The following is a 26,828-nucleotide window of genomic DNA, read 5'->3' on the forward strand; positions in this document are numbered from 1 at the left end:
GGCCAGCCGGTTCGGGGTCGTCATCAAGTCCGGGGCGGCCTTCGAACGCCTCGGCGGGGTCCGCCACCTCGCCGTGGACAAGACCGGCACCCTGACCCGCAATCAGCCCACCGTCACCGCAATCCTCACCATCGATGAGGTCTCTGAGCAGGACGTGCTGAGCTGGGCTGCCGCCCTGGAACGGCATAGCACCCACCCGCTGGCCGCCGCGATCACCGCAGCTGCTCCCACCACGCCTGCGGCCGCCGACATCACTGAGACCGCCGGGCACGGCATCACCGGCCGTCTCGATGGCGCCACGGTCACCGTCGGCAGCCCCCGATGGCTCAGCCCCGGTCCCCTCGCTCAAGACGTCCAGAGCATGGAGGGGCAGGGCATGACCGTCGTTATCGTCCACCGCGACGGGTCGCCGGCCGGAGCGATCGGTGTCCGCGACGAGCTGCGCCCCGAGGTCCCGGATGTCGTGACCACCCTGGCCGGCCAGGGCATCGGGCTGACGATGCTCACCGGCGACAACACCCGCACCGCTCAGGCGATCGCTGCTCAGGCCGGCATCGAGGATGTGCGCGCAGAGCTGCGCCCCGAGGACAAGGCGGCCGCCGTCAATCAGCTCTCCGGTGCCGGGCCGACCGCGATGATCGGCGACGGCATCAACGATGCCCCGGCCCTGGCCGCCGCCGATGTCGGCATCGCCATGGGCGCCTCCGGTTCGGATGCGGCTATCGAGTCTGCCGATGTCGCCTTCACTGGCCATGATCTGCGTCTGATTCCCCAGGCTCTGGCGCACGCCCGCCGCGGCCGTCGAATCATCAACCAGAACATCGTCCTGTCACTGTTGATCATCGCCGTCCTGGTGCCGCTGGCCATCACCGGCGTCCTTGGATTGGCCGCCGTCGTGTTGGTCCACGAGGTCGCCGAGGTCATCGTCATCCTTAACGGCCTTCGCGCTGCCACCGGACGACGCTCCACCCTGGAGCCCCTTACCGACCGGCAGGCTCAGCCCGCCACCGTGGGATGAACCTTCGCTGTGCCTGCCGGACAGAGACTCCGCAGACACGGTGAAGGCCTCCCTGCCAGCGCCCTCCAGTTCCTTTCAATGTCTTCACGCGTCGCGCGGGGGTTCAGCCGATTCACCCTGCGCCGGGAAACGGGCGCACCACGAAAGGTAACGAATGAAAGACCGACGCAGGTATCCCCTCGTGCTCCTGACTGTCGGGATCGGGGTCGGCGTAGCGGTCCTGGACCAGTCGACCAAGTGGTGGGCGGAGCACGCCCTTTCCCTGGGTGAGCGAGTTCCGATCCTAGGAGATCTGCTCGGGCTCCAGTTGATCTATAACCCTGGCGCGGCCTTCTCGCTCGGCACTGACGCGACCTGGATCTTCACCATCATCTCGGCTGTGGCCGTCGGGGTGGCGATCTGGTTCACCCTTCGGGTCCGAACTCTGTCCTGGGCCATTGTGATTGGGTGCCTCGGTGGCGCGGCGGTCTCCCACCTGGGTGACCGGCTCCTGCGCCCACCCTCGGTCGGGCAGGGGCATATCGTGGACTTCATCGCCTATGGAGACTGGTTCATCGGCAACATAGCGGACATCTTCATCGTCGGCGGGGTGGTGGCCGTGCTCATCTTGGCCACCACGGAGCACGACCGCGACACCGCAGAAGCCCCGCAGTAGCTGCCACCAGGACACCTGCGCCGCCTGCGTCGGACGGCAAGCCCTACGGAGCAGCCCGTCGATGCCGGACGGGACCACAGGGATGCAGCGCTGTCTTGCACACGGCGACCAAGATCTTCGCGGTGGCTGCCTGCGGCATATGACTGTCTCTTCGAGGTCGCGATGCCGTTCGATAGCCTGACCTCATGGAGATGTCATGTGCTGATTGTGGATGCATGGTCAAACGGGGCGAAATCGTGCGCGCTTGCAATCGCCATCCGGCTTGTTGTTGCCGGGGTGTGCCGGTCGCGCATCTCAGAGAAGCACGGGGCGAATAGCGCACATCGCGGAAGGATCTCAGGACCCCGTGAGCGCGGCGTAAGCCCAGCTGGCGGTCACCGCGATATCCCGAGTCAGACCCGGAGCTCCTGGTTGGGGCCGATTTCAACGTCAACCGCATCACAACCCGTGACGGCCATGGCCGCGTTGCCCTCGGCCGTTGAAGCATCCGACCTCTGATCTGGTATCAGCCCAGCCCGGCTCGAACCGTTCGCACCGGAGCGGTGAAAACGGCCACGGCACGCGAGGGCCCTATTAGGGCCGAGTACGGGCCGAGACCGGGATGAGTTGATGTGTCCACCACGAGAAGGCGGCAAATATGGAGGGTTTCGTCCTCGTTCTGGCCCTGGCCGCACTGCCGGCGGCCGGCAACTTCCTCGGCGGACTGACCGCCGAGCTGCTCACGGTCTCCGGACGGGCTCTGTCCCTGTCCCTGCACCTGGCCGCGGGCATCGTGATGGCCGTGGTCGGGCTCGAGCTGATGCCCGAGGCGCTGACCGCCTCGGACCCATGGGTGCCGATCCTGGCCTTCATTGGCGGCGGAGCCCTGTTCGTGGGCATCGAGTGGCTCATTGGCTCGATTCGGAAACGCCTCGGCGCCGGTGGCGAGGTCAGCGGGCCGCTGGCGATCTTCACCGGGGTGTCCCTTGACCTGTTCAGCGACGGGGTGATGATCGGCACCGCAACCGTCCTGAACCCCTCTCTGGGCCTGCTGCTGGCCATCGGCCAGGTCCCGGCCGACGTGCCCGAGGGCTTCGCGGCGATCGCCACCTTGCGACGGGCCGGCATCCGCCGCCGCACCCGCATCCTCATGGCGGCCGCCTTCGCGGCCCCCATCCTGATGGGGGCCACTCTGGGCTATTTCGCCCTGCGCCAGGCCCCGGAGATCTTCACCCTGGCCGTACTGGCCCTGACTGGCGGGGCTCTGACCAGCGTGGTGGTCGAGGAAATGATCACCGAAGCCCACGAACACCCCACCAGCAAATGGGAACCTATCGCCCTCACTGGCGGTTTCGCCCTCTTCGCGGCCATCTCCGCCTACACCTAGGCCCGCAACAGCGGGACGGCGGCCAGACACTTTGCCGGCCGTGGTTGGTGCCGGTTCAGCCCATGGCTGTGAGCAGCTCCGCGCAGGTGTGTTCGCACCGCCGGCAGGCCTCGGCGCAGATCCCGCAGTGTTCGTGCATCTGGGCGTGGGAAGCACAGTCGTCCCCGCAGGTCTTGCAGGCGCTCCGGCAGGCCTCCAGCAGCGCCCGGGTGGTCTCGATGTTGGTGCCGGTCTGGCGGGACAGTACCGCCCCGGTGGCGGCACAAATGTCGGCGCAGTCCAGGTTCTTGCGGATGCACTCTCTCAACTCGGCGACGGTGTCCTCGGCCAGGCAGGCATCCGCGCAGGCCGTGCAGGTCTGGGCGCATTCGAGGCAGGCGGCGATGCACTCGGCCAGTTTCTGCCGGTCGATGCTGCCCACCTCCTTCGGGTAGGCCTCCAGCATCTGCTGCACACGGTCGGTCATGACGTTCCCCTTCCTCGGTGGAGCTGTTATGGGGCGCCGGTCGGCTCGGGCCGACCCTGTCACCGACCGTAGGTCGTTGGCGCCGGCCGGATGAAGACCTCACCCGCGGCCACGTCGGCCATTGCTCAGCCAATCTCCCTCGGCGAAAGTTCGTGTAGCTTAACTTTCATGCGGGCACCATCGAGGATGACGACAAGGGCCGAGACCGTCTCAGAAGCGGCGGCCGGGCAGTGCTGGGTCCGGCGCCAGCCGGTGCCCTGGCTGTTGGGGCCGGCCTTCGTGGCGGCGGTGGCCTACGTGGACCCGGGCAATGTGGCGGCCAACCTCACCGCGGGGGCCCAGTACGGGTACCTGCTGGTGTGGGTGCTGGTGGCCGCGAACCTGATGGCCGTGCTGGTGCAGTACCTCTCGGCCAAGCTCGGGCTGGTCACCGGGTCCTCGCTGCCCGAGCTGCTGGGCAAGCGGCTGCCACGGGGCAGGCGGCTGGCCTACTGGGTGCAGGCCGAGGCCGTGGCCGCGGCCACCGACCTGGCCGAGGTGCTGGGCGGGGCGATCGCCCTGCACATCCTCTTCGGGATCCCCCTGCTTCTAGGCGGACTGATCATCGGGGTGGTCTCGATGCTGTTGCTGGTCATCCAGTCCCGGCACGGCCAGCGGCCCTTCGAGTTCGTCGTGATCGGCCTGCTGGTGATCGTGACCCTCGGCTTCGTCGCCGGCCTGTTCTTCGGCCCGGTCTCCTGGGGTGCGGCGGTGGCCGGGATCGTGCCGCGCTTCGAAGGCGTCCAGACCGTGCTGCTGGCCGCCAGCATGCTCGGGGCCACGGTCATGCCGCACGCGATCTACGCACATTCGTCCCTGGCCCGGGACCGGCACGGCAGCCCGCTCCCCACCGCGGCGCTGCCGCGGCTGCTGACCGCGACCCGCTGGGATGTGGTGCTGTCCCTGCTGGTGGCCGGGTCCGTGAATATCGCCATGCTGCTGCTGGCCGCTGGCAACCTGGCCGGGGTTCCCGGCACCGACAGCATCGAGGGCGCCCATGCAGCGATCACCACCGCGCTGGGCCCGGTGGTCGGTATCGCCTTCGGCCTGGGGCTGCTGGCCTCCGGGCTGGCCTCGACCTCGGTGGGCTGCTACGCCGGCTCGACCATCATGGCCGGGCTGCTGCACCGGAACATCCCGCAGGCAGCCCGCCGGGCCATCACCCTGATTCCGGCGCTGGCGGTCATTGCCGCCGGGGTGGAGCCGACGTGGGCGCTCGTGCTTTCCCAGGTGGTGCTGAGCCTGGGCATCCCCTTCGCCCTGATCCCCCTGGTCGCCCTGACCGGCAACCACACGGTGATGGGGTCCTTCACCAATCGGGCGCCGTTGCAAGTGGCGGCCTGGGTGGTCGTGGGCCTGATCGTGGCACTGAATCTGGCCCTGATCGGGCTAATGGCCACCGGCCAAGGCTGATGACCACCGGCAAGGCTGAGACCCCGGGGTTGGGTAGCGTGGCCGGTATGGACCCGAGCGAGCTCACCCCCGTGGCCCAGGACTACCTCAAGGTCATTTGGTCGGCCACCGAATGGGGAGACCCGCCCATCACCACCACCGCCCTGGCCTCCCGCCTCGGCACCACGGCCCCGAACGTCGCCGACACCGTCAAACGTCTGGCCGCCCAGGGGCTGGTGGAGTACCGCCCGTACAAACCGGTCAACCTCACCGCAGCCGGACGGGACTACGCCGTGGCCATGGTCCGCCGCCACCGGCTTCTCGAGACTTTCCTGGTCACCACCCTGGCCTACTCCTGGGACCAGGTCCACGACGAGGCCGATCGGCTCGAACACGCCGCCTCCCAAACGCTCATCGAACGTATCGACGCCCTGCTCGGCCACCCCGACCGCGACCCGCACGGAGACCCCATCCCGACCGTGGAGGGCCACACCCACCGACCGGCCCACGCCATCCGCCTGGCCGACGCCGCCCCCGACATCTACCGCATCGCGAGGGTCTCGGATGCCGATCCCGCCCGCCTGAATCGCTTCAGCGGCCACGGCCTGCGGCCTGGCCAGACGGTCCGGGTGGGTGAGCGTGAGGCCGGTGAACTGACCATCAGCCTCCCGGGCAACGACCAAGCCCCGCTGGTCCTGGCCCCGGAGGAAACCAAAGCGATCTGGGTCAGCCCGGCGGCATCCGCAGGTCTTCGAGGACCTGCGTCCATCTAGGCGGAACCCGGATTACGGGGTCCCGCTCCCGGGCGTGGAAGACTAGGCCGATGACAGCCAAGGCTCCCTGCAACCATGGATGAGGCCGGCATGGACGGACCGGTCTGGATCCCGACGGAGCCCCCCAGCCTGGAGAACTTCCTCGCTCCCACCTTGCAGCCGATCCCGCTGATCCCCGCCATCGCCGTGGTGCTGGGCTTGCTGTATCTGGCCGGGGCGCTGCGGCTCTGGAGCGCCAGACGTCGGTGGCCGGTGTGGAGGACCCTGTGCTTCTTGCTGGGGTGCGCGGTTATCGCGGTGACCATGGGCGCCGGAGTCGAAGGCTACGGGCTGAAGATGTTCTCCGTGTTCATCTTCCAACAACTGACCTTGATGATCGCCATCCCCCCGCTATTGGTGTTGGGCAGCCCGGGCACCCTGTTACTGCGGGCCACCCCTCACCGCGGACCTGGCAGGGCGGTGCTGCGACTGGCCCAAGCCGGCCTGCGCTCCCGGCTGGGCCGGATCGCCCTTCACCCGGGATTCACCATCCCGCTGTTCCTGATCACGTACTACGGGATCTACCTCAGTGGGCTGGACGACCGACTATTGCCCACCTGGTACGGCCACACGGGCCTGGAACTGCTGTTCTTGGCCTCGGGGGTCCTGTTCACCATCCCGCTGCTATCCAGCGACCCCTTGCCAGCCAGGCAGGGCTTTGGCGGCCGCATGTTCGATGTGGCCATCGAGATGCCGCTGCACGCCTTCTTCGGGGTGGTCCTGATGATGGCCACCACCCCGATCGTGGAGTTCTTCGCCACGCCCCCGGCCAGCTGGGGCCTCGATCCGATGGAGGACCAGCAGATCGCCGGTGGCCTGGCCTGGGCCTACGGCGAACTGCCCACCGTGCTGATCCTGGTCTTCATCGCCCACCAGTGGTTCCGCGCGGACACCCGCCAAGCCCGCCGTGCCGATGCCGAAGCCGACCTCAACGGCACCCCGGAGCTTGATGCGTACAACGCCTACCTCGAACAACTCGCCGCCGGAACACCTCCGGGCCCATCGCGGTAAAGCCCTTCTCCGGCCTGGACTATCCGCCGGCCCGCCCTTCGACTCGTGATCGCTCATGCTTTCCGACTCTGGCGCGATCCGTTGGTACGCTAAGGGCGTTTTCTACAGGAGGTAGAAGTTGTTGCGACGACAGGCCGTGCGGCCACTTGGCCCCATCCTGGCCTTCCTGGCAGTGCTGATGCTGGTCCTGCTGGCCCCCCTTTCCCCGGCCTCGGCTCATGATGCTGTGACGGGAACGAATCCTGACGACGGGCAGAATCTGGAGACGGTCCCGGAGGCCATCGACATCGTCTTCACCGATACCCCGCTGTCTCTGGGCTCACAGATCCTGGTCGAGGACGACCAGGGCGAGAACTGGGCTGCCGGGGAAGTGGAGATCTCCGGCAATACGGCTTCTCAGGCACTCAAGCCCGACACCCCCGCCGGTGAGTACACCGTGACCTGGCGTGTGGTGTCCTCGGACTCCCACCCGATCGAAGGCACGTTCAGCTTCACTGCGGCCGGGGCCGCCGCCGACCCATCCTCAACCCCCAGCACGCCGGCCTCGAGCCAGTCGCCGCCTGCCGCCACCACAACCGAGCCCACGACGGCCCCGATGACCGACACGGCGGCACCGGCCTCCGAGGATGCCGGACCGGGCTTCCCGATCGGCTTCGTCATTGCGCTGGGCGTGCTGCTTCTCGCTCTGGCGGTCGTCGTCGTGACTGTCCTGGCCCGTCGAGGTCGAACGGACGGCCCGGGGTCCAGTGAATGACTACCGACACGCCGGCCGGGGTTTCCATGGGTCAACCGTCGAGCGCTGATCATCCGGAATCCGCAGCCCAGCAACGCCGATCGGGACGGGCCTGGATCTGGCTGGTGGCGGCCTTTGTCCTCGCCACGGCCGTCGTCGCCGCCAGCGCCGCGTTTTCCGGGGCCGTCGCCGAACGCGAGACCCTGGACCCGGGCGCCTTCGCCCGGTGGGCCCTGCCGATCGTTCTGACCGTCCATCATCTCGCGGTCGCAGTGGTGGCCGGCTGCCTACTCTTCGCGGTCGCCCTCCTGCCGCCCTGGCGTGACCGGGCAGCAGGCGCTGCCGGTGACCGAGAACAGCGGCAGGATCCCCATCCAGCCTTCACCCGCGCCATGGCCACTGCCTCCGCCGTCTCGATTGTCTGGGTATTTTCTGCGGTGGCCGTCTTCGTGCTGACCTATGCCAATCTCTCCGGGCAGCCGGTGTCCGGCAGCGAGGCGTTCGCCCGCGAGCTGGTCTACTTCGGCACCGACCTGCTCGTCGGCCAGGCTTGGGCCACCGTCGTAGCGATCGCCTTCACCGTCTGTACCCTGACCTTTCTGGTCCGGTCTCCAGTCGCCTTGGTCGCCACCACCTTTCTCGCCCTATCCACGGCCATCCCGATCTCCCTGGTCGGGCACGCAGCCGGCAGCGACGACCACTTTGCCGGCGTCGGCGCCCTGGTTGTGCACTGGCTCGGCGTCCTGGTCTGGGTGGGTGGCGTGGCCGCCCTCGTGGTCGTGGTCCCGGCATTGACCGGTTCCCAGGCCGGGGCCAACACCTCCGGTGGTGTCCCGCTGGCCAGGACGGTGTTGGAACGCTTCTCGACGCTGGCAGGTGTGGCGTTCTTCCTCGTCTTCGCCTCCGGGGTGGTCAACTCCGTGTTGCGCCTGGGGGACTGGGAGGGGCTGTTTACCCGGTACGGCCAACTGATCCTGATCAAAGCCGCCGCGACCCTGCTGCTGGGAGCCATCGGCCTAGCCCACCGCCGATGGGCCATCGGACGGCTCGAGACCGTCTCGGCCGGCCGGACGGCCTGGCGACTGGTCATCGTCGAGCTGGGCATCATGGCCAGCATCATCGGAGTGACCGCGGCCCTGGGCCGGACCGCACCACCGGTGCCCCAGGAGATCGAACCGGCGATCACCCCGGCCGAGGTCCTCACCGGCTACCTGCTGCCCCCCGAACTGAGCTGGGACCGGTGGCTCACCGAGTGGCGCTGGGACTGGCTCTGGGTGGCCTTCGTTGCCGTCGCTGCCGCCGTCTACCTCCTCGGCGTGCGCAAGGCCCAGGTCTGGCCGTGGCAACGAACCGCCAGCTGGATGACGGGACTGGCCGTGCTGCTCTACGTCACCTGCTCGGCACCAACCATCTACGGCATGGTCCTCTTCAGCGCCCACTCCCTCATGCTGCTGGCCCTGGCCGTTCTCGTCCCGCTGCTGCTGGTCCTCGGTGCGCCCCTGCAGCTGATGGCCCGCACGGTCGCCCGTCGCACCGACGGCATCCGGGGCGCCCGCGAATGGGTGGACGTCGTACGCCCAGCGCTGTCATACCCGGCCCTCAATGCCGTCGTGCTGGCTGCCTCGCTCGGGCTGGTCTACTACACCCCACTCTTCCGCCTGGTGCTGGAATACTGGATCGTCCACCAAGTCGCGAACCTGTACTTCCTCGCCGTGGGATTCTGCTTCATGACCTCGGTGATCGCACCCTCCAGCGGGCGTCCGATACCGCGAACCGCTCAGATCCGCACCGCAGCGATCCTGGCCGGTGCGCTGTTGCTCTGGGCCATCGTGCTGGCCGCCGGAGTCCTCCCGGTGCTGGAGCCCGACTGGTTCGTCAACATGGCACGCACGTGGGGGCCACCGGTCACCCTGGACCAGCAACTGGCCGGAATCTCGGTGCTGGTGGCTGGGTTCGCCCCGATGGCTTTCCTGCTGACCGCATTGATCCTGTATCGGGCCCCACGCCATGAAAGCGCACCCAGCTCGACCTCTTGAAGCGACCCGGGTGCATACCGGTCCTGCATCACCATTACAGCGAGAGGTGGCCTTCCCGGTTCTTCCATGGGACCAGCATCCGAAAGCCCCAGAGGTCTGTCGGTTCGGCACGACGATTCCAAGTAACGCCGTACGGGGATATCATCGTCGTATGACGATTTATCCTCTGCATGCCGAGTCTGCGGGCTTGAAGGACCGTGGTGCCTATGCGGCGTTGTTCCACGCCCTGTCTGAGCCGACCCGTCTGGCACTGTTGGAGCACCTGGCCACCGGTGAGCACCGGGTGCGGGACCTCGTGGACCACATGCATCTGGCTCAGTCCACGGTGAGTAAGCACCTGGCCTGCCTGCGGGACTGCGGGTTGGTCACGGTACGCGCAGAGGGGCGGTCCTCGTGGTTCCGCCTGGCCGATCCGGGCCGGCTGGCCGAACTCATGGCGATTGCGGACGAGCTGCTCAGCGCCTCAGGTGTCGCACTATCGCTGCGCGACCATCACGATCACGATGAACTGGCCGCCGGGGAGGGCTGATGGGCGCCGGACACAATCATGGCCAGGTGCCGCAGCGAGCCGACCGGGGGATGCGCCGCCGGCTGCTCGTCGCTTTCGGCCTGACTGCGGTCATCGTGGTGGCCCAGGCCGTCGGCAGCGTGGTCACCGGCAGCCTGGCCCTCCTGACCGACACCGCCCATGCCGTGGGCGACGCCTCCGGGCTGCTGGTGGCCGTCATCGCCGCGACCATGATGCTGCGCCCAGCGAACAGCAACCGGACATGGGGATTCGCCCGGATCGAGGTCGTCGCCGCTCTCGGTCAGGCAGCTTTGCTGCTCGTGGTTGGCACCTATGCCGCCGTCGAAGGCATCCGCCGGCTCTTCGAACCCCAGGAGGTGCCCGGCACCGAACTGCTGGTCTTCGGCATCGTTGGGCTAGTCGCCAACATCGCCGCCATCGCGGTGCTGGCAACCAGCCGGGGTGCGAACTTCAACATGCGCGCCGCGTTCCTAGAGGTCTTCAACGACGCCCTTGGGTCGTTGGGGGTGATCATCGCTGCCATCGTCATCAACACCACCGGATTCCAACAGGCCGACACCATCGCTGCCCTGTTCATCGCCGCCCTGATCGTTCCCCGCGCCTTCATGCTTCTGCGAGAGACCGTGCGGGTGCTCATGGAGTTCACCCCCAAGGGGGTGGACCTGGACGAGGTTCGGACCCACATCCTGGAACTGGACCACGTCCGCGAGGTCCACGATCTGCACGCTTCAATGATCGGCACCGGCCAGCCAGTCATCACTGCCCACGTCGTCGTCGATGACCGGTGTTTCGAATCCGGACATGCCCCGCAGGTCCTGGAAACGATGCAGGCCTGTTTGCGGGAACACTTCCCAGTCTCTTTCGACCACGCCACCATCCAGCTCGAGACCGCCGAGCTGCGAGGACGGGAATCGGGCGCAGTCCAACATGCCTGAAACGAAATAATTACCCCCACGGGGTTCTCACCGACGCGACAATAAGCAGTCGATAATAGTCCGACGCTGACGTCCGCGACAGGCGAATCCGAGTCAAGGCCGGTGGGGTTCCTCGCCTGCTCGGAACACCACAGGCGGGCGGCCGCAAGCGGCCGGCTGTTTTGTCCTGGTCCGCCGGAACGGCGTCGACCAGGACGCCGGCCCTGACGGGCCGGATCTTCTTCGTTTTTTGCTGCTGTCCTTCGGATGATGCGCCCCGGCTCCACCGGCACAAGCCCCTCCTGCGTCGGGGCCGGTTCCCCCGGAAACTTCCGGTCGGCGCTCCCTCGTTCCTCGGTCGCTTCTTTCCTCCCGGAACTTTCCTCCTCCACCGCCCTACGGGTTGATGCCGGCTCCGTCCGGGGCAGCTCACTGCGTTTCGCCAGCAGGCAAAAAAATACGGGGGAACGACGAAGCGCGGGGCTGGCACCGCGACCCCCTTCACCTATCCGTGGAGGAAGAAATGACCACCTTTACCGCTACCACCATCGCTGATGTTCTCGACTACGCCGCCGGAGTTCTCGGCCTACGGCCCACCCATTCGCTGGTCGTGCTGCCGATGCAGGACAACGCCTTGGGCCCGGTGCTCCGCACCGATGCCCCCGGCACTGACGTTCCGGCGCAGACCGTGGCGGACTCGATCATCGAGAACCTGTCTCACGCCCTCGCAGATGGCGCGCTGTTTATCGGGTTCGACGCGGACCCGGCCGTGGTCCAGGCCGTGGCCGAGGCCATGACCAAGCGCGGCCTGCCAATCCACGAAACGATCCACGTGGCTGGCAACCACTACACCGCGTTCCACGGGACCGAGGGGGAATGGAACCCCGGACAGACCGCGATCGGCCTGGAAACCGCCTACAACCGGGACGAACGCGACCAGATCCCCGAGTTGCCCACCCCTGCAGGGTTGGCGGCAGAGCCCGCACTGACCGAGCGGGCCCGGCTGGTGCGCACGGACCATGCGGAAGCCATGACCGAAGTCCGGGGCCTGTGGGCTACCGTCCTGGCCGGAGCCGAGCCGACCCCCGCCCAGATCCGCACCTTGCGGGCCGCGTTCAGCCTCTACGAGTCCCGGGACCGCCTGCACGCAGACACCTACGGGGCCGGAGACGGGCCCGGGTGGGAAGCGATCTTCACCGGCGACCCGGGCGAGCCGGTGGTATGGGGGAAGGTCGAAGCCGGAGAGGCCGCCCTGCGCCTGCTGGTCACGCACGCCGACACCGTTGAGGCCGCACACCTGTTGGCCCTGCTGGCACACATCTACTGGATGCAGGGACGCGGCACCGCCGCCGGACGAACCGCAGATCGAGCCTGCGAATCCGACGCAGACAACACGTTCGCCCGACTGATCTCCCACCTGACGAACGCCGGAAAGCTGGCCCCGGTCGCCCGCGACCGAGACCGGGCATGGTCCACGAACCGGCCCCAGTGATCCCAACCCGGTAACCCGGGGGCGGGGTTATCCACAGGATGACCCCGTCCCCGGGCGCGACCACCGGGAACCTGCCTACGCTGGGAACAGCCCAACAGCAGGAGCACTAGCAGGGACCCCCCGCCCTCCCGGCGGGACTCCCTGCCAAGCGCCACCCACACCAGGAGCCCCCATGAGCGCCACCCCCCACACCATGGCAGGCATGGCCGCCGCCCGCGTCAGCGAGCTGCCCCTGGCGGCCATCACGATCTACCGTGCCGAACTGCGCGAGGCCCGACGCCCCTCCGGGGCACGGGCACGCACCGGCCTAGCGCTACGCCTGGAAGCAACGATCGCAACTCTCTTGGCCGCCGGCTACGCCGCCGCCCACGACCAACCCTGGGCGGCCGTTCCCCTCGGGCTCATCAACCTCGCGATAGTGGCTGGCCCCTTGGCGATCACCGCCCTACCAGACTGGATCGCGTGGACTGACAGTAACGGTCACGCCGTGACGATCACCGACCCCAACGCCAAGCCCATCGGGTACTGGAGTCTCGCTCCAGACCCGAGCGCAACCGGGAGCCAAGTCGAGGCGCACCTAACGGCCATGCTCGAGGGAACGTCACCCGCCGCCGCGACACGGGTGGATCTATTTACCGCCGAGCGGCACACCGCCCCACCATGGGATACCCGCCACCACACGAACTAAACTCAACCCTCCGTACCCCTCCACGGGTACCGGCCCCACAAGGGCCACCACCGGCCCCGGGTTTCGTCGCCCGGGGCCGGCCATGCGATAGACCCGGTGACACTGCGGCCACTCCTTGCAAGACACAGCAGCCACCACGGGGGAGCGCCCCCGGAGTTCCTCGAAGCCGGGGCCTAGGATTCCTCGTCAGGTAACGCGTCCAGAGCGGCGATGAGCTGGTCCTCCGCAGGGACCAGATTCCGGTCGGCCGCCGGCAGTTGATCGTAGGTGTAGGCGGAAACCGCCAGTGGTGACGTTGACCGACCCAAGGCGTATCGGACGGTGTGGTCGTTCTTGCTGCCGCAAATCAGGATCCCCACCGTGGGCGCGTGAGCCTCGCGCTTGAGCAGGTCATCAACCAGGGCGACGTAGAAGTTCAGCTTGCCGGCATACTCCGGTTGGAACTTGCCAGTCTTGAGCTCGATGACGAAGCAACGCAGCTGCTCGACGTGGAAGAACAACAGGTCGATGTAGAAGTCATCTCCGTCCACCTCGAGGTGCACCTGACGCCCCACGAAAGCGAAGCCGTGCCCCAGCTCCCACAACGTCTCGGCGATCCGGTCCATCAGGGCCTGCTCCAGATCACGCTCTGCAACAGCTCCGGACAAGCCCAAGAACTCAAAGGAATACGGGTCCTTGGCGACCTGCTGCGCCAACTCGGAATCCGGGGCCGCCAGATGGGTGCCGAAGTTCGACGGGGCGGTGCCGGAACGCTCCAGGGACCGGTTCATGATCATGTTCATCAACACATTCCGCGACCACCCATGCTCCACGGCCGCGGCAGCATAACGGTCCCGCGCCGACACGGCATCGAGCTTATCCAGCAGGACGCGGACGTGGCCCCACGGCAAATGTCCCACAGGCTGTGGGACATTTGGGTCCCAGTCCGGCCACGCCGCGGCGAAAGCCCGCATGTAGAACAGGTTGCTGCGGGAGAAACCCGTCATCTGGGGGAACTCAGCCCGCAGATCCTGGGCCAACCGGCCAATGACCCCGCTACCCCAGCCCTGGTGTTGTTGCCGGGTCAGGCTGTCCCGCCCGATCCTCCAGTAGAGCCCGAGCAGGTCCGTGTTGACCCGACGCAAAGTTTGTAGACGGGCGCCCCGGACGTGCTACTTCAGCCAGGCTAGAAAGGCCGGGTAATCATCGGGCAGGGCGAGCTCAGCGGGATCAGTCACGGACCGCATCCTATCGACGAAGGCCAGTGCCTAACCGTTGAGCTCCCGCGTAGTGCGATCAACATTTGGAACGCCACGAACAGTCAACAACCTGGACCGCTGCCGCCCACTAGAGGACTGTGGCGATCCCTCTCGAAAGAACGGCCGCTACAGTCCTCCAATGGTCAGCACCAGACAGAAGATGGTCAGGAGAGCAAAAGCTCGAACGCAAATGGACCGAGAAGAAAGATACTCGCCCCAGTCCACGTGACCCATCGGGGGAGAGGTAGGCGCCGGGCCAACATCAGATTGACCCACATGAAGACGGGCACAAGAATCAGCAGCCATGCTGCGCCGATACTCAACCCCAGACCCGGGGAATCCAACTGGCGATAACCGATAGGACCGAAATAGTGAAGCAGGGCGAGATAGGCCATCCCCAACGGAACATAACTCACCAGCCCGAACATCAGTGAATCGCCCTGGGTTTCTTGGAGACTCCTGACCTTGGAAACGAGGATGGGGTTATGCCGAAGGACATCTCGCAGGATCAGCCGACCACGCGTCGGTACAGCGCGGAGGAGAAGGCCGCGGCGGTACGCATGGTCCGTACCCTGCGCGCTGAGCTGGGTACCACTCAGGGCACCGTGAAGCGGGTGGCTGAACAGCTCGGTTACGGGACGGAGTCGGTGCGGACCTGGGTCAAGCAGGCCGACGTCGATGACGGCCACACTCCGGGCGTCACCACCGATGAGGCCGCGAGAATGCTGGCTTTGGAGCAGGAGAATCGCGAGTTGCGCCGCGCCAACGAAATTCTCAAGAGGGCTGCTTCTTTCTTCGGGGCGGAGCTCGACCGCCAACACAAGAGATAGTCGCCTTCATCGACGCCAACCGGCACGAGTTCTTCGATGGCCACAAGCTCGGAGTCGAGCCCATCTGCACCGCCCTGCGCCAAGCAGGAGTGCAGGTGGCTCCGAGCACGTACTACTCCGCGAAGTCCCGTGCACCCTCCGTGCGATCGAAACGGGATGCGGTGATGGCCCCGATCGTGCGGCAGCTGTGGGAGGAGAACTACCGGGTCTACGGGGCTCGGAAGATCTGGAAGGCCGCCCAGCGCGCCGGCCACCAGATCGGACGGGACCAGGTGGCCCGTCTCATGAGTGCCGAGGGAATCGAAGGAGTGCGACGAACCAAGAGGGTACGGACCACCCGCCCGGATCCTGAAGCGCCCCGTCACCCTGACCTGGTGGGCCGACAGTTCACCGCCGAGACGCCAAACCAGCTGTGGGTCACCGACCTGACCTATGTGCCGACCTGGGCCGGCGTCGCCTACGTGTGCTTCATCATCGACGCCTGCTCGCGCGCGATTGTCGGCTGGCGGGTCGCCTCGCACATGCGGACCTCCATGGTCCTGGATGCAATCGAGATGGCCCGCTGGTCCCGCGGCACCACACTGACCGGCTTGCGCTGCCATAGCGATGCAGGATCGCAATTCACATCGATTCGCTACGGGGAGCGGCTGGCCGAGATCGGGGCGGTGCCCTCGATCGGCACCGTCGGCGACAGCTACGATTGTCAGTCTGTTTCTGCCGCGTCCCGCAAGGATGAGGTAGTCCTGGCCGGAGTGTTCTGACCCTTGCTTACGATTGGCCCGTAGGGTGCCTTGGCGTTGATCTGTCGAGCCTCCGGCCGGGCGCAGTACCGCTGCCGCCGGATCGGGCGTGACCTGATAGGAGCCTGGAGCCTCGTCAAAGCGTCCCCATGACAGTCCTGTCCACCCGCCGGCGACAGCGTGAGACCACGCTAACCGGTGAAGGAGACAGCACCCCATGGAACAGATCGAGCCCGCCCGTTCCGGGCACGTCGTGATCGGCGTCGATACCCACAAGCACATTCATGTCGCCGCGGTGATGGACTCGATCGGCGGGGTCCTGGCGACCCTCACGATCGCGACCGACACTGCGGGGTTCAAGCAGTTGCTCGAGTGGGCGTCGTCATTCGGGAAGATCATCGCGTTCGGAATCGAAGGCACCGGCTCCTATGGTGCCGGGCTGACCTCGTTCGTCCGCCGGAACGGACACAAGGTCGTCGAGGTCTCCCGGCCCGATCGGCGGCTGCGCCGGCTGAACGGGAAGTCCGACACGCTCGACGCGGAGAACGCCGCCAGGGCAGTACTTGCCGGGTTCGCGACTGCGGTCCCGAAGACCGCTGACGGGGTGGTGGAGATGATCCGGCAGCTGAAAGTCGCCCACGATACCGCGGTGAAAGACCGCACCGGGGCGATGGTGACGCTCAAGGCGCTGCTCGTCCACTCGGACGAAGAGCTACGGCGCGAGACGGCACGGAAAACGCAGAAGATGATCGCCCGTCACTGCGCCGCGCTCCGCCCACGCGGATTAGAGACGCCAGAGGACGCGAACCGGCACGCACTCCGATCGATCGCCAGACGCTGGATTGCCTTGAACGAGGAGATCAAAGACCTTGAAGCGCAGATCGAGCAACTCGTCGCCCAACGCGCCCCGCACCTGCTGGACGAGTTCGGCATCGGCGTCGATACCGCCGCAGAGATCCTCATCGTCGCCGGGGACAATCCTGAACGGATCCGCAGCGAAGCCGCATTCGCGAAGCTCGCCGGGATCAGCCCCGTGCCGGCAGGTTCCGGGATGACCAGCGGGAAGCACCGCATCAATCACGGCGGGCACCGTCAACTCAATGCCGCGATCTACAGAACCGTGATCGTCAGGATGAGATTCCACGAGCCAACAATCGCCTACGTCACCCGCCGCACAGCCGAGGGCAAAAGCAAACGCGACATCATCCGCTGCCTGAAACGCTACGTGATTCGAGAGGTCTACCACCTCGTCAAAACCGACCCAAGAACGGGCGAAATCGCGAGTTGACAACTATAGGAGCATCAACGCCCTGGCCGAGACCGTGAATGGCTACTACAAGGCCGAACTGATCCGCGGGCCCGCCCGCGAAGGGCGCCCGTGGAAGACCGTCGAGGACGTCGAGCTCGCCACCCTCAGCTGGGTCCACTGGCACAACCAGACCCGCCTGCACGGCTACCTGAATGACGTGCCGCCAACAGAGTTCGAGGAAACGTTCTACGCTACGAAGCGGACCGACCAGACCTTGGTCGGAATCCAATAGAACGAGTCTCCATCAGACCCAGGGCGATTCACAGGTTCGCTGCGACCCACACGAGCGGTGCCCACAACCATGACTGCCACCAAGATGTTCTCAGCGATCCACTAGGTGTTGCTGGGCTTTGATCAGCCATGGTATCTACCTTGCTTTCCGCCTCGACACGTTGGCCAGCTCGCACTCGAGGCATGCCGCACATTCGACACCGGAGAACTGAAAGCTGTACTGCGTGGCTACCAAGCCGGCTACAACGCCAGGGCCAGCGAACTCGGGGACTACGTCGTCCGCTGGATCGAAATCAAATACGGCATCAACGGGGCTGCCGAAGAGGAAGCCCGGATCATCCTGGCCGCGCTATAGACCCCATTGATTGCCAGCATCTCACTGTTAAGATCCAGTCACGCCTTGGTCGTTGCACTCAACTATCGGGAATCGCGCATCAACGACTTTCAGGATTTCTGCAGTGAGTTCGCCTTCAGCTTCGCTCATGTCGCCGTAGCGTACATGTGTGCCATCAAGAGTGGCAGGTATATTCAAGGCATCAAGGATTTGCCAAAACCTACGCATGTACGCTTCGGGAGTTATGGAGTTTTCGACGTCATCAGAGGGTATCTGTAAAGTGACGCGTTTGTATTGTTCCGCCATGGCGCATCCCTCTTTGTGCGGTGTCAATGGACTACGGAGTATCTCGAAGCATGGGGCCCGCATCGCTGCAATAATCCGAGACGGTGGCGATATTTCCATTTGGCGTCGATATTTTCCAGTTGCCTTTGTACTTCCCTGGCGCAGTCTTGAGGTAGTAGTTCCCTGTGCTGTACTGCGTGTCCTGCGGAAGGCCGTTCAACGTCAGGCTAATGGTGCCGGGGGTTGTCATGTATCCGGTCACGATGATTCTCTGATTGGTCGAGGGGCAGGTCAGGGAGCCGGACGCGGACTTGACGGCCGCAGTAGCGGGCGGTGCCCAGAAAAGTAGCGCGAGGATGGTGAATAGAGGAATAAGCGCTTTGCGAAGGGGTGTCATTCTTGTCTCTCCAAGGTGCGTAATGAGTCCCAGGCTGTGTTTGTTTGCGAGTGAGAGTAACCACCTGGTGGTTATCTGGATATTTCCAGTAAGTGAGCTGGATCTCAAGGCCTGACGGACAAGTCCGCCGGCGCAGCGCATGAGCAAAAGGGCCCAGCATGACCCCGAGGTCCCCGGCCAGCTCACCAGCCTCATCAACGTCACCGCCCGAGCCGTTCAGTCCGTTCGAGAACTGCACAGCTGCCCGTGAGGCTGGCGCGGCCCCGGTCCACGCCGATTCGCTTGGGTATGCGCCCCATCTGGATGGCATTGGTGATGGAGTCGGCTGCGAGTAGTGACCGCCCAGGAAGGGTCGCGATTCGATTCAAGCCCAACCCACCATCTAAATGATTCGCGATAAACGATCGATAGACGGGAGTCCCGGCACCGCAGCGATTCCCGCTTCAGCCCATCCCGTCATCCGCGAGTTCTCAGCCCGTGAAATTCCTGAATAACGGGTATCAGTCAGGTTGGCCGCATCAAAGGGTGCCTCTTGGAGTTTTTGGGAGTGACGCGTGGCTCCATTGTGGCGGTGTCAGTTTCAGAAGTCGACGGCACTGATATCAGAAGTGGCCTTCACGGATCGCCATGGTGACGTCGGAGGTGTTCCGTAGGGGGATGCTCCAGCGGGTCTCCGCGGTTCAATTGGTCCAACGTTGCACGATTATTCGATGGACGATATGCAGCTGCTGGTCGCTTCCGTCGGTGTCGCTGGAACACTTGCTGGAGCGCTTTTGAGCCAGCTATTGGCGGGCAGGGCTGAGAAACAGCGACGTGTCGCGGAGAATCAATCTCGGTGGCTGGCCGATTCCCTCCGCGTCAACACCCGGCTTCTAGCCGGGTCGTTGAGCCTCGAACGGGACATGTGGTCCGCTGCTGCGCAGCTTGATCGAGATAATCGACCGGTGCGCATGCCTGCCCACACCACCATCCTGCTAACGCCCGAGCAAGGCATTCCCGGAGTATTCGACCGGGTCACACGCGCCATTCTCGTCGAGGCGGTCGAGGAAGCGTTCGAGCGTCTCGACGTGCTGGAAGAGGTGGCCGCCGAGATTGCTCTCGTCGGCACGGTAGAAGAAGTCAGCTCTGCCCACGCCCTGCACGAGGCGCTGTGGGATGTTGTCGGCGGACTGGAGAGCTATCAAGCATTCGATGTTGTAGCTGACGCCGTCGAGCGTGCTCGGGCGGCGCGCGACAACTTCACGAGAGCGTCGCGGATGGCGCTGCGCTCTAGCGGCGAGTCGATTCAAGTCGACTCGCGTCCTCGCCGTCTCATATGAGGAATCCCCACCGGTAGAACATCAGACCAGTCGATGGGCACGTGATCGAGCGTCCCGCAAGACCCGCCCGGTGGCTCGTCCCACAACGGTGCGCCATACGGGGCACCCATAGACAGGCCTCCCGTCAGGACTCCGCGGTGGTCATCGGCGCTGGGTCAGCACCTTGTTGCCGGCCTCGCGGAGTTCCCCGGTGGGCGAGACGTGACGGTAAAGCGTCTGGCGGGTGATGCCCAGTTCCTTGCACAGCGCGCTGACGTTGGTGTCCTTCTTCCCCATCGACGCCATGGCCAGGCGGATCTTGGCGGGGGTCATCTTGTAGGGCCTGCCGCCCTTGCGACCTCGAGCGCGGGCCGAGGCCAGGCCGGCCTTGGTGCGTTCGGAGATCAGCTCGCGTTCGAACTCGGCCAGGGCGGCGAAGATGCCGAACACGAGCTTGCCCGAGGCGGTGGTGGTGTCGATGGCCGCGCCCTGGCCGGTGAGCACCTTCAGGCCCACACCGCGCTCGGTGAGATCGTGGACGATGTTGACCAGGTGGCGCAGGTCCCGGCCGAGCCGGTCGAGCTTCCACACCAGCAGGGTGTCCCCGTCCCGCAGTGCCTTCAGGCAGGCGGCCAGGTGGGGGCGGTCGTCACTTTTGCCGGATGCCTTGTCCTCATACAGTGCCTCGGGCTCCACCCCGGCTTCAAGCAGGGCATCGCGCTGCAGGTCGGTGGCCTGGGATCCGTCAGCTTTCGACACCCGCATGTACCCGACCAGCACGCCATACCTCCGATGTCATTTATTCGATCGTTTACGTGACAGACGACTCGCAACTCGCGAAGTATTGCAAAGTTGTCACATAACCCGTCATCTATTCTACGTCTCGCAGACGGTGGCGTAGACGATCAATGTGATAGCCAATCCGGGGCAGTTTCAAACTCCTAGCATTTTCTCGCGCGAACCCGTGCGAGCGATCAGATGAGTATTCGGACTCTTCAGAGCCACCGATTATTGCGGTTCACAGGTGCTCGTAGACGAGGGTCAAAACGAAGCGTCAACAAACGGTCGATTGTCGACCGAGGCTGAAGAGCCCAAACTTCGACCTACGTCAGATCCTCAGCGGCTGAGTTCGCGACCTGCTTAGACGTTCAACGAGCGGTGAGTAGCTGTATATAGGATCACAGCTATGGATATGCAGAGGATGCTGAAGGCAACTGCCACGGTATGGATCACATGGGGCACATCCTTTGTTGCACTTCTGATTACGCTCACCCCCCTGATTCCGTCCATTGGGGGACAGATTGTGGCTTGCGTTGTAGTCGCAGCTCTCGCGGCGGTCAGCATCTTCCGAGACTTTCTGGTCCAGCGAGACAGGGACGCCTTGGAATCCTCTGCAACCAAACCGTTTGATGAATGGGAGAGGCAGTTCAATCGTTTGAACGATTCCATCAACGTTCACGACGACAACGTTGAGAAACGGGCGCAAGAATGGAGAAGTGCCGAGGCAACCTGGACCCTCGGGTCGTCGGACATGCGGAAAGTTCAACGCAAACTCGCTGACACGGCCAAGAAGCAGTGGAAAACCGCATTGCGAGACCGCGAGAATGCCCGGGCCGATCTGCGGAAGATGAGAAATAACCTAACGCGATTGACCGGAGTCGCGCTAGAAACTAATAGAAAGACACGACTTTCTGAAGAGGAAGCGTCCCCCGCAGGTGGCAACTAGGGGCGTTTTGCGGACGAAGGAGTGCCTCTCCTGGCACCGGTCAGCGACTCGCACGACGAATGTCATCGTTGCCGTTGTTGCGATACTGAAGTGTCGGCTCGGACCACCCGCGAGCTGGATTCGAGAAGGGAACCCGCACGGTGTCACGACTGACCGACCTTATCCGTCAGGCCAAGGAGAAGGACCCTGCCCTTGGCCAGGACCTTGAAGCTGAGTTCGCGGCGTTGTCGAGCCGTCGGCAGTTTGGCCTGAACTTCGAGCGTCACCAGCCCGAAGCCGTGGAGCTTCCGGGACGCATGCCCCGAAAAGGCGACAAGGTCCGGGTCCTCCCGCCGCGCGGTTCCACTATTGCCGGGGACCAGCGACTCTGGAATGTCGCCGGCATCGCGTCAGTGGATGGCATGGATCTTGCTCGCCTCCAGATCACGGACGACAACGGCGCTGTGCTCGAAAGTGCAGACCAGCCCGTTGACGACGTCATAGTCGTAGCCGAGTTTCGCGATCCCATCTATCCAGGACTCGTATCCACTGGGCGGGTGGAGCGCGGTGGCGGCAAACCCCATCACGCCGTCATCAACGCAGAGAACTTTCACGCTCTCCAGACACTCCAGTTCACCCACCGCGGCAAGGTCGACGCGATCTACATCGACCCGCCCTATAACACCGGAGCTAAGGACTGGAAGTACAACAACGATTACGTTGACGGCGAGGACATCTATCGCCATTCCAAGTGGTTGGCGTTCATGGAACGTAGGCTCAAAGTCGCCCGCGAGCTTCTCAATCCTGATGACTCTGTCCTTATCGTCACGATTGATGAGAAGGAAATCCATCGCCTAGGGCTCCTTTTGGAGCAAACCTTCCCAGAAGCCTCAGTTCAGATGGTCAGTGCAGTGATTGCTCCGCAGGGGAGCAGCCGGGGTGTCGCTTTCAAACGGTCTGAAGAGTACATTTTCTTTGCCCTGTTCGGTGCTGCCAGCGTGACACCCCTGCGTCTCGGACCCGAGTGGGGAGGGTCTAACCCCACCAAGACCGTACGCGGAGCGATTCACTGGGCAAGTTTGAAGCGTACTGGCACCGGAGCCACCAGGGCAGATCGACCTGGGATGTACTATCCCATATTTGTTTCTGAGAATGGCGCTGGATTCCATTCCGTCGGCCACCCTTTGGGATCCCACGAGGCGCGTGAAGACATCCCTGTTCCACCCGGCTGCGTAGCTGTCTGGCCGATTCGACGAGATGGTTCAGAAGGTCGGTGGCAGGTCGGGCCGGATTCCCTCGAAGAACTGTTTTCCGTGGGCCACGCCAGGCTAGGGAAAGCTAATGGCGAGAACACTGCTATCGCCTACCTAAAGAGTGGGGAGCGTAAGAAGATCCTCTCCGGCGAGTACATAGTGACCGGTCGTCGGAGCGATGGCTCCGTAATAACTGACCATGAAGAGAACTCAGACTTTGGAGCGGAGCATCGTCCAACGACAGTCTGGAATGTAGGCAGCCATAGTGCGGGTCACCACGGTTCCAATCTGCTTAGGGTTCTCCTGCCGGGGCGCAAGTTCCCCTTCCCTAAGTCCCTCTACGCAGTCGAGGATGCGCTGCGTTTCTTCATCAAGAACAAGCCGAATGCCGTGGTGCTGGATTTCTTCGCGGGATCAGGGACTACGGCACACGCAGTGATGCGCCTCAACAAGCAGGATGACGGGCAGCGGCAGTGCATCTCGGTAACTAACAATGAGGTGAGCGCCGACGAACAGGGGCGCCTCCGGAGAACAGGCCTTAGACCCGGAGACTCCGAGTGGGAGGTGCACGGAATCTGCGACTACATCACGAAGCCGAGAATTGAAGCTGCCATCACGGGCCGCACGTCGAGCGGAGATCCAATCAAGGGCGACTACAAGTTCACCGATCAATTTTCCATGGCTGAGGGCCTTGATGAGAACGTGGAGTTCTTCACGCTGACCTATGAGTCGCCCTGGCGTGTGGCAAGGGGTCGGGCCTTCGACGCAGTGGCGCCGTTGCTGTGGATGCGTGCCGGGTCCGAGGGGCAGCGGATCGACGAGATTCCGGCGGCGGGCTGGGACATGGTCGATGTGTACGGCGTCATCGCGGACCTGGACCAGACAGGACCGTTCCTGGAGGCGGTGACGTGCTCGGAGCGGGTGCGAATGGTGTTCGTCGTGACCGATGACGACCGGGCCTTTCAGTCGGTGTGCGCGGTACTTCCGGAGCGGGTGGAGCCGGTGCGGTTGTACGAGTCGTATTTGCGGAATTTCGAGATCAAGGGACGGGACTGAACCGGTGCGGTACACGCTGAAGGACTACCAGGCCGACGCAGTCCGGGACGTGCTGTCCAACCTGGCCGATGCGCGCAAGCGTTTCCATCTGCTCGGGGACCGGTCCCAGTTCGCCCTGACCGCCACCACGGGAGCGGGCAAGACGGTGATGGCCGCGGCCGCGATCGAGGCTTTGTTCTACGGGGACGAGGAGTTCGACGTCGCTCCGGACCCCTCGGTGGTGGTGTTGTGGTTCTCGGACGACCCGAACCTGAACGAGCAGACCCGGTTCCGGCTGATGGCCGCCTCCGACAAGCTCAAGCACTCGGACCTGGTCACCATCCAGCACCCGTTCTCGGTGGAGAAGCTGCGACCGGGCAAGGTCTACTTCCTGAACACCGGCAAGCTCACCAAGACCTCTCTGCTGACTCGCGGCCACGATCAGGGCGATGAGACCACCCAGATTCCGGGGCTGCGGGAGCTGGCGGCCCCGGACCTGCAGGGGTACACGGTCTGGGACACCCTGGCTAATACCATCGAGGACTCAGAGCTGACCCTCGTGATGGTCCAGGACGAGGCCCACCGGGGCTTCGGGACCAAGGCGACCCGGGATAAGGCCACCATCGTGCGCCGGCTGATCGACGGCCACGCGCACGTGCCGCCGATGCCGGTCGTGTGGGGGATCTCCGCGACCGTGCAGCGCTTCGAGGCCGCCATGGACGAGGCCAAGCTGACCGGACACCGGTTCCCGCTCCCGCGGGTGTCGGTGGACCCGGCCCGGGTGCAGGAGTCCGGGCTGCTCAAGGACACCATCGCTCTGGACATCCCCGCCGAGACCGGGTCCTTCGACACCGTTCTGCTGGCCCGGGCCACCCGCAAGGCCGTGGAGTCCACCCGGGCCTGGGCCGAATACGCGGCTTCCCAGCCGGCGGACGCTGCAGGGTCCACCGCCGACCCGGTGGTGCCGTTGATGGTGCTGCAGGTGCCGAACACCCCGGACGAGGAGCTGTACGTCCGGGCCTTGGACACGATCTTCGAGCAGTGGCCGGGACTGTCCGAGGACGCCGTCGCCCACGTACTCGGCGACCACTCCATCCAGCAGTGGGGCCCCTACCAGGTCCGCTACGTCGCCCCGGAGCGGGTCCAGGACACCACCGAGGTGCGCGTGCTGATCGCCAAGGAGGCGATCTCCACCGGCTGGGATTGCCCGAGGGCCGAGGTCTTGGTCTCCTTCCGGCCGGCCAAGGACGCCGTGCACATCACCCAGCTGCTCGGGCGCATGGTCCGCACACCGCTGGCCATGCGGATCCCCGGCAACGAAAAGCTCAATGCCGTCGAGTGCCTGCTGCCGCACTTCGACCGCCGGACCGCCGAGACGGTGATCAAGGTCCTCACCGCCGGCTCCGAGGACTTCCCCGACTCCGGTGGGGAACGCAAGGTGTTGATCGACCCGCAGGAGTTTGGGCCCAACCCGCACCTACCCGAGGCCGTCTGGGAGGCGCTGGACGCCATCCCGTCCCAATCGTTGCCGCGCAAGGGTGCCAAACCGATCAAGCGTCTGCTGGCCTTGGCGCACGCGCTGGCCACCGACGGGATCCGCCCGGATGCCGGCAAGCAGGCACTGGCCGAGCTGTGCGCTGTCCTGGACGGCTGCGCCGCCCGCTACCGGACGGAAGTGGACCAGGCCGTGTCGGATGTGTGGACCGTGGAGGGCGAGACCGTCGTCGGGACCTACGGGGCCGCCTCCACCTCGATCGAGCGGTTCACCGCGGCCGCCGACGATCGGGCCATTATGGCCGCGTTCCGGGATGCCGGCCGGGTGCTGACCCAGGCCGTGGCCGGGGCTTACGTGGACCGGTTGGCCGGCCCGGAGGACCCGAACACGGACGACGACGGGCTGCGCGACGCCCACGCCACCACCGCGGCGCTGGCCCTGGTGCGTCAGGTCCGCGAGGACCTGGACCGGGAGGCCGATGCTCTCACCATGAAATGGTTCGACGAACACCGGGTGGCCATCCTGGACGTCTCCGATGAACGACTAGCGGAGTACAACGAGATCCGGGCCATGTCCACGGACCCGCAGCGCATGGTGATCAGCCGGCCCAAGAACGTCATCGCTGAGACCAAACGGCCCGGTCTGGACGGTGCCGAGCCCGAACCGGTTCCCACCCAGCGGCTGCACCTGCTCTCCGACGGGCAAGGGGATTTCCCGGTCGGGGACCTCAACGACTGGGAACTCAACGTCCTGCACGCGGAGATGGAACGCCCCGGGGCCGTGGCCTGGTACCGCAACCCGGCCCGCAGCGCCCAGGAGGCGGTGTCCGTGGCCTACCAGGACGGCACCGGCGACTGGCGCACCCTGCGCCCGGACTTCGTCTTCTTCGACACCGCCCCCGGCAGCGAGACCCTAAGGGCCTCCCTGGTGGACCCACACTCCCACCACCTCGCCGACGCCCTGCCCAAGCTCCGCGGCCTGGCCCGCTTCGCCGCCGAATACGGCGACGAGTTCCACCGCATTGAGGCCCTGACCCAACTGGAGGGCAAGCCGCGGGTACTGAATATGAAGGACGAATCGGTCAGGGACGCCGCGGAGAAGGCGACCTCGGCACAGGCGCTCTACGAATCGGTCTGGGCCCAGAACTACTGACACGTCACTTCAGCAGCACCGCCGACTGATTTGGGGCCGGTTCCGAGATTTGCTTAGGAATCGACCATCTCGTAGTCGTCCCGCTCGATCGCCTCGAACCAGGCGTTGCCTGAGTCGACGACCTCTGCGTAGTACTCGTTGCCCGCTGTGCCGTCTTCGATCAGGACATGGGTGGCCAGCACCTGGGACTGGAACTGCAGCTCCGCCAATTCCACGTTTCCCCGACAAGGGCCGACAGAGTTCTCGTTGGAGTCAAAGGCGTCTTTCACGGACTCGTTGAAGCTCTCTACCATGTCCCCGTGGTCGCCAGCCCCCTGGGAGGCCACGACCAGTTCCCAGCCCATCGAGATGATTCCCACGCGCATCTCCCCCAGG

24 protein-coding genes, 3 pseudogenes and 1 other annotated feature are annotated in these 26,828 nt (G+C 65.1%); of the genes and pseudogenes, 21 read left to right on the forward strand and 6 right to left on the reverse strand.

Annotation, left to right across the window (positions count from 1 at the left end):
- The 3 genes from IEX49_RS15975 to IEX49_RS15985 form a co-directional block, all read left to right on the forward strand.
- Positions 1-1,018: heavy metal translocating P-type ATPase (locus IEX49_RS15975; protein ID WP_188807191.1), on the forward strand; the 1,018-nt coding region annotated here is incomplete at its 5' end.
- Positions 1,019-1,172: 154 nt separating this feature from the next.
- Positions 1,173-1,673 (forward strand): signal peptidase II, encoded by a 501-nt coding sequence (locus IEX49_RS15980; RefSeq protein ID WP_159555371.1) that lies wholly within the window; start codon positions 1,173-1,175, stop codon positions 1,671-1,673.
- Positions 1,674-2,310: 637 nt separating this feature from the next.
- A complete protein-coding gene (locus tag IEX49_RS15985; RefSeq protein ID WP_159555369.1) occupies positions 2,311-3,039 on the forward strand; it encodes a ZIP family metal transporter in 729 nt (242 codons plus the stop codon).
- A 55-nt stretch (positions 3,040-3,094) separates the two neighbouring features.
- Here IEX49_RS15985 and IEX49_RS15990 read toward each other — a convergent pair whose 3' ends face one another.
- Complete coding sequence (locus IEX49_RS15990) at positions 3,095-3,505, reverse strand: four-helix bundle copper-binding protein (protein ID WP_159555367.1); 411 nt, start codon at positions 3,503-3,505, stop codon at positions 3,095-3,097.
- Between the two features lie 186 nt (positions 3,506-3,691).
- On the opposite strand from IEX49_RS15990, the gene IEX49_RS15995 reads away from it, so the two are divergent.
- The 9 genes from IEX49_RS15995 to IEX49_RS16035 all read left to right on the forward strand — a co-directional run bounded on the left by IEX49_RS15995 (position 3,692) and on the right by IEX49_RS16035 (position 13,151).
- Positions 3,692-4,957: an Nramp family divalent metal transporter gene (locus tag IEX49_RS15995; RefSeq protein ID WP_159555365.1), complete on the forward strand. Its 1,266-nt coding sequence runs from the start codon at positions 3,692-3,694 to the stop codon at positions 4,955-4,957.
- Positions 4,957-5,709 carry a metal-dependent transcriptional regulator gene (locus tag IEX49_RS16000; protein ID WP_229672823.1) on the forward strand — a complete coding sequence of 251 codons (753 nt, stop codon included), beginning with the start codon at positions 4,957-4,959 and terminating at the stop codon, positions 5,707-5,709. The genes IEX49_RS15995 and IEX49_RS16000 overlap by 1 nt, the downstream gene beginning before the upstream one ends.
- 75 nt (positions 5,710-5,784) lie before the next feature.
- Positions 5,785-6,759 (forward strand): cytochrome c oxidase assembly protein, encoded by a 975-nt coding sequence (locus tag IEX49_RS16005; protein ID WP_159555363.1) that lies wholly within the window; start codon positions 5,785-5,787, stop codon positions 6,757-6,759.
- A gap of 121 nt (positions 6,760-6,880) precedes the next feature.
- Complete coding sequence (locus IEX49_RS16010) at positions 6,881-7,513, forward strand: copper resistance CopC family protein (RefSeq protein ID WP_229672824.1); 633 nt, start codon at positions 6,881-6,883, stop codon at positions 7,511-7,513.
- Positions 7,510-9,528 carry a bifunctional copper resistance protein CopD/cytochrome c oxidase assembly protein gene (locus IEX49_RS16015; RefSeq protein ID WP_229672826.1) on the forward strand — a complete coding sequence of 673 codons (2,019 nt, stop codon included), beginning with the start codon at positions 7,510-7,512 and terminating at the stop codon, positions 9,526-9,528. The genes IEX49_RS16010 and IEX49_RS16015 overlap by 4 nt, the downstream gene beginning before the upstream one ends.
- Positions 9,529-9,679: 151 nt before the next feature.
- Positions 9,680-10,057: an ArsR/SmtB family transcription factor gene (locus IEX49_RS16020; RefSeq protein ID WP_159555361.1), complete on the forward strand. Its 378-nt coding sequence runs from the start codon at positions 9,680-9,682 to the stop codon at positions 10,055-10,057.
- Entirely contained in the window at positions 10,057-10,992 is a 936-nt protein-coding gene (locus tag IEX49_RS16025; protein WP_159555359.1) for a cation diffusion facilitator family transporter, read from the forward strand. The genes IEX49_RS16020 and IEX49_RS16025 overlap by 1 nt, the downstream gene beginning before the upstream one ends.
- Before the next feature lie 502 nt (positions 10,993-11,494).
- A complete protein-coding gene (locus IEX49_RS16030; RefSeq protein ID WP_159555357.1) occupies positions 11,495-12,463 on the forward strand; it encodes a DUF4192 family protein in 969 nt (322 codons plus the stop codon).
- A gap of 172 nt (positions 12,464-12,635) precedes the next feature.
- Complete coding sequence (locus IEX49_RS16035; RefSeq protein WP_159555355.1) at positions 12,636-13,151, forward strand: hypothetical protein; 516 nt, start codon at positions 12,636-12,638, stop codon at positions 13,149-13,151.
- 173 nt (positions 13,152-13,324) lie between these two features.
- On the opposite strand, the gene IEX49_RS17165 is transcribed toward IEX49_RS16035, so the two are convergent.
- Together IEX49_RS17165 and IEX49_RS17170 are read right to left on the reverse strand one after the other, a co-directional pair.
- Positions 13,325-13,933: a PDDEXK nuclease domain-containing protein gene (locus IEX49_RS17165; protein ID WP_236558212.1), complete on the reverse strand. Its 609-nt coding sequence runs from the start codon at positions 13,931-13,933 to the stop codon at positions 13,325-13,327.
- Positions 13,913-14,287 (reverse strand): annotated as a pseudogene (locus IEX49_RS17170) (DUF1016 N-terminal domain-containing protein); the annotation flags it as partial. The pseudogene IEX49_RS17170 and the gene IEX49_RS17165, both read right to left, overlap by 21 nt.
- A gap of 587 nt (positions 14,288-14,874) precedes the next feature.
- Here IEX49_RS17170 and IEX49_RS16045 point away from each other — a divergent pair.
- From IEX49_RS16045 to IEX49_RS16060, 4 genes and pseudogenes are all read left to right on the forward strand, one after another.
- Positions 14,875-15,920 (forward strand): annotated as a pseudogene (locus IEX49_RS16045) (IS3 family transposase); the annotation flags it as partial.
- Positions 15,174-15,323: a sequence feature (AL1L pseudoknot), on the forward strand. Its footprint overlaps the pseudogene before it by 150 nt.
- A gap of 256 nt (positions 15,921-16,176) precedes the next feature.
- Positions 16,177-17,247: an IS110 family RNA-guided transposase gene (locus IEX49_RS16050; protein WP_159555556.1), complete on the forward strand. Its 1,071-nt coding sequence runs from the start codon at positions 16,177-16,179 to the stop codon at positions 17,245-17,247.
- A 16-nt stretch (positions 17,248-17,263) separates the two neighbouring features.
- Positions 17,264-17,500 (forward strand): annotated as a pseudogene (locus tag IEX49_RS16055) (integrase core domain-containing protein); the annotation flags it as partial.
- Between the two features lie 105 nt (positions 17,501-17,605).
- Positions 17,606-17,854: a hypothetical protein gene (locus IEX49_RS16060; protein ID WP_188807193.1), complete on the forward strand. Its 249-nt coding sequence runs from the start codon at positions 17,606-17,608 to the stop codon at positions 17,852-17,854.
- A 27-nt stretch (positions 17,855-17,881) separates the two neighbouring features.
- Here IEX49_RS16060 and IEX49_RS16065 read toward each other — a convergent pair whose 3' ends face one another.
- Positions 17,882-18,139, reverse strand: a complete 258-nt coding sequence (locus tag IEX49_RS16065) for a hypothetical protein (protein ID WP_159554332.1) — start codon at positions 18,137-18,139, stop codon at positions 17,882-17,884.
- A 534-nt stretch (positions 18,140-18,673) separates the two neighbouring features.
- On the opposite strand from IEX49_RS16065, the gene IEX49_RS16070 reads away from it, so the two are divergent.
- Positions 18,674-18,850 carry an excalibur calcium-binding domain-containing protein gene (locus IEX49_RS16070; protein WP_159554336.1) on the forward strand — a complete coding sequence of 59 codons (177 nt, stop codon included), beginning with the start codon at positions 18,674-18,676 and terminating at the stop codon, positions 18,848-18,850.
- Positions 18,851-19,225: 375 nt separating this feature from the next.
- Positions 19,226-19,834, forward strand: a complete 609-nt coding sequence (locus tag IEX49_RS16075; protein WP_188807195.1) for a hypothetical protein — start codon at positions 19,226-19,228, stop codon at positions 19,832-19,834.
- A 141-nt stretch (positions 19,835-19,975) separates the two neighbouring features.
- Here the strand turns inward: IEX49_RS16075 and IEX49_RS16080 are convergent, their stop codons facing one another.
- Positions 19,976-20,593, reverse strand: coding sequence for a recombinase family protein (locus IEX49_RS16080; RefSeq protein ID WP_188807197.1), 618 nt, complete (start codon positions 20,591-20,593; stop codon positions 19,976-19,978).
- A gap of 406 nt (positions 20,594-20,999) precedes the next feature.
- Between IEX49_RS16080 and IEX49_RS16085 the strand changes: the two genes are divergently transcribed.
- The 3 genes from IEX49_RS16085 to IEX49_RS16095 all read left to right on the forward strand — a co-directional run bounded on the left by IEX49_RS16085 (position 21,000) and on the right by IEX49_RS16095 (position 26,453).
- Complete coding sequence (locus IEX49_RS16085; protein ID WP_188807199.1) at positions 21,000-21,539, forward strand: hypothetical protein; 540 nt, start codon at positions 21,000-21,002, stop codon at positions 21,537-21,539.
- Between the two features lie 140 nt (positions 21,540-21,679).
- Positions 21,680-23,827 (forward strand): site-specific DNA-methyltransferase, encoded by a 2,148-nt coding sequence (locus IEX49_RS16090; protein ID WP_188807201.1) that lies wholly within the window; start codon positions 21,680-21,682, stop codon positions 23,825-23,827.
- A gap of 4 nt (positions 23,828-23,831) precedes the next feature.
- Positions 23,832-26,453 (forward strand): DEAD/DEAH box helicase, encoded by a 2,622-nt coding sequence (locus IEX49_RS16095; protein ID WP_188807203.1) that lies wholly within the window; start codon positions 23,832-23,834, stop codon positions 26,451-26,453.
- Between the two features lie 53 nt (positions 26,454-26,506).
- Here the strand turns inward: IEX49_RS16095 and IEX49_RS16100 are convergent, their stop codons facing one another.
- On the reverse strand, positions 26,507-26,812 hold the full coding sequence (locus IEX49_RS16100) for a hypothetical protein (protein WP_188807205.1): 306 nt from the start codon (positions 26,810-26,812) through the stop codon (positions 26,507-26,509).
- Positions 26,813-26,828 lie beyond the last annotated feature (16 nt).

The sequence above is a fragment of the Citricoccus zhacaiensis genome, assembly GCF_014645315.1.
In the GTDB taxonomy this organism is placed as follows: Bacteria; Actinomycetota; Actinomycetes; order Actinomycetales; family Micrococcaceae; genus Citricoccus; species Citricoccus zhacaiensis.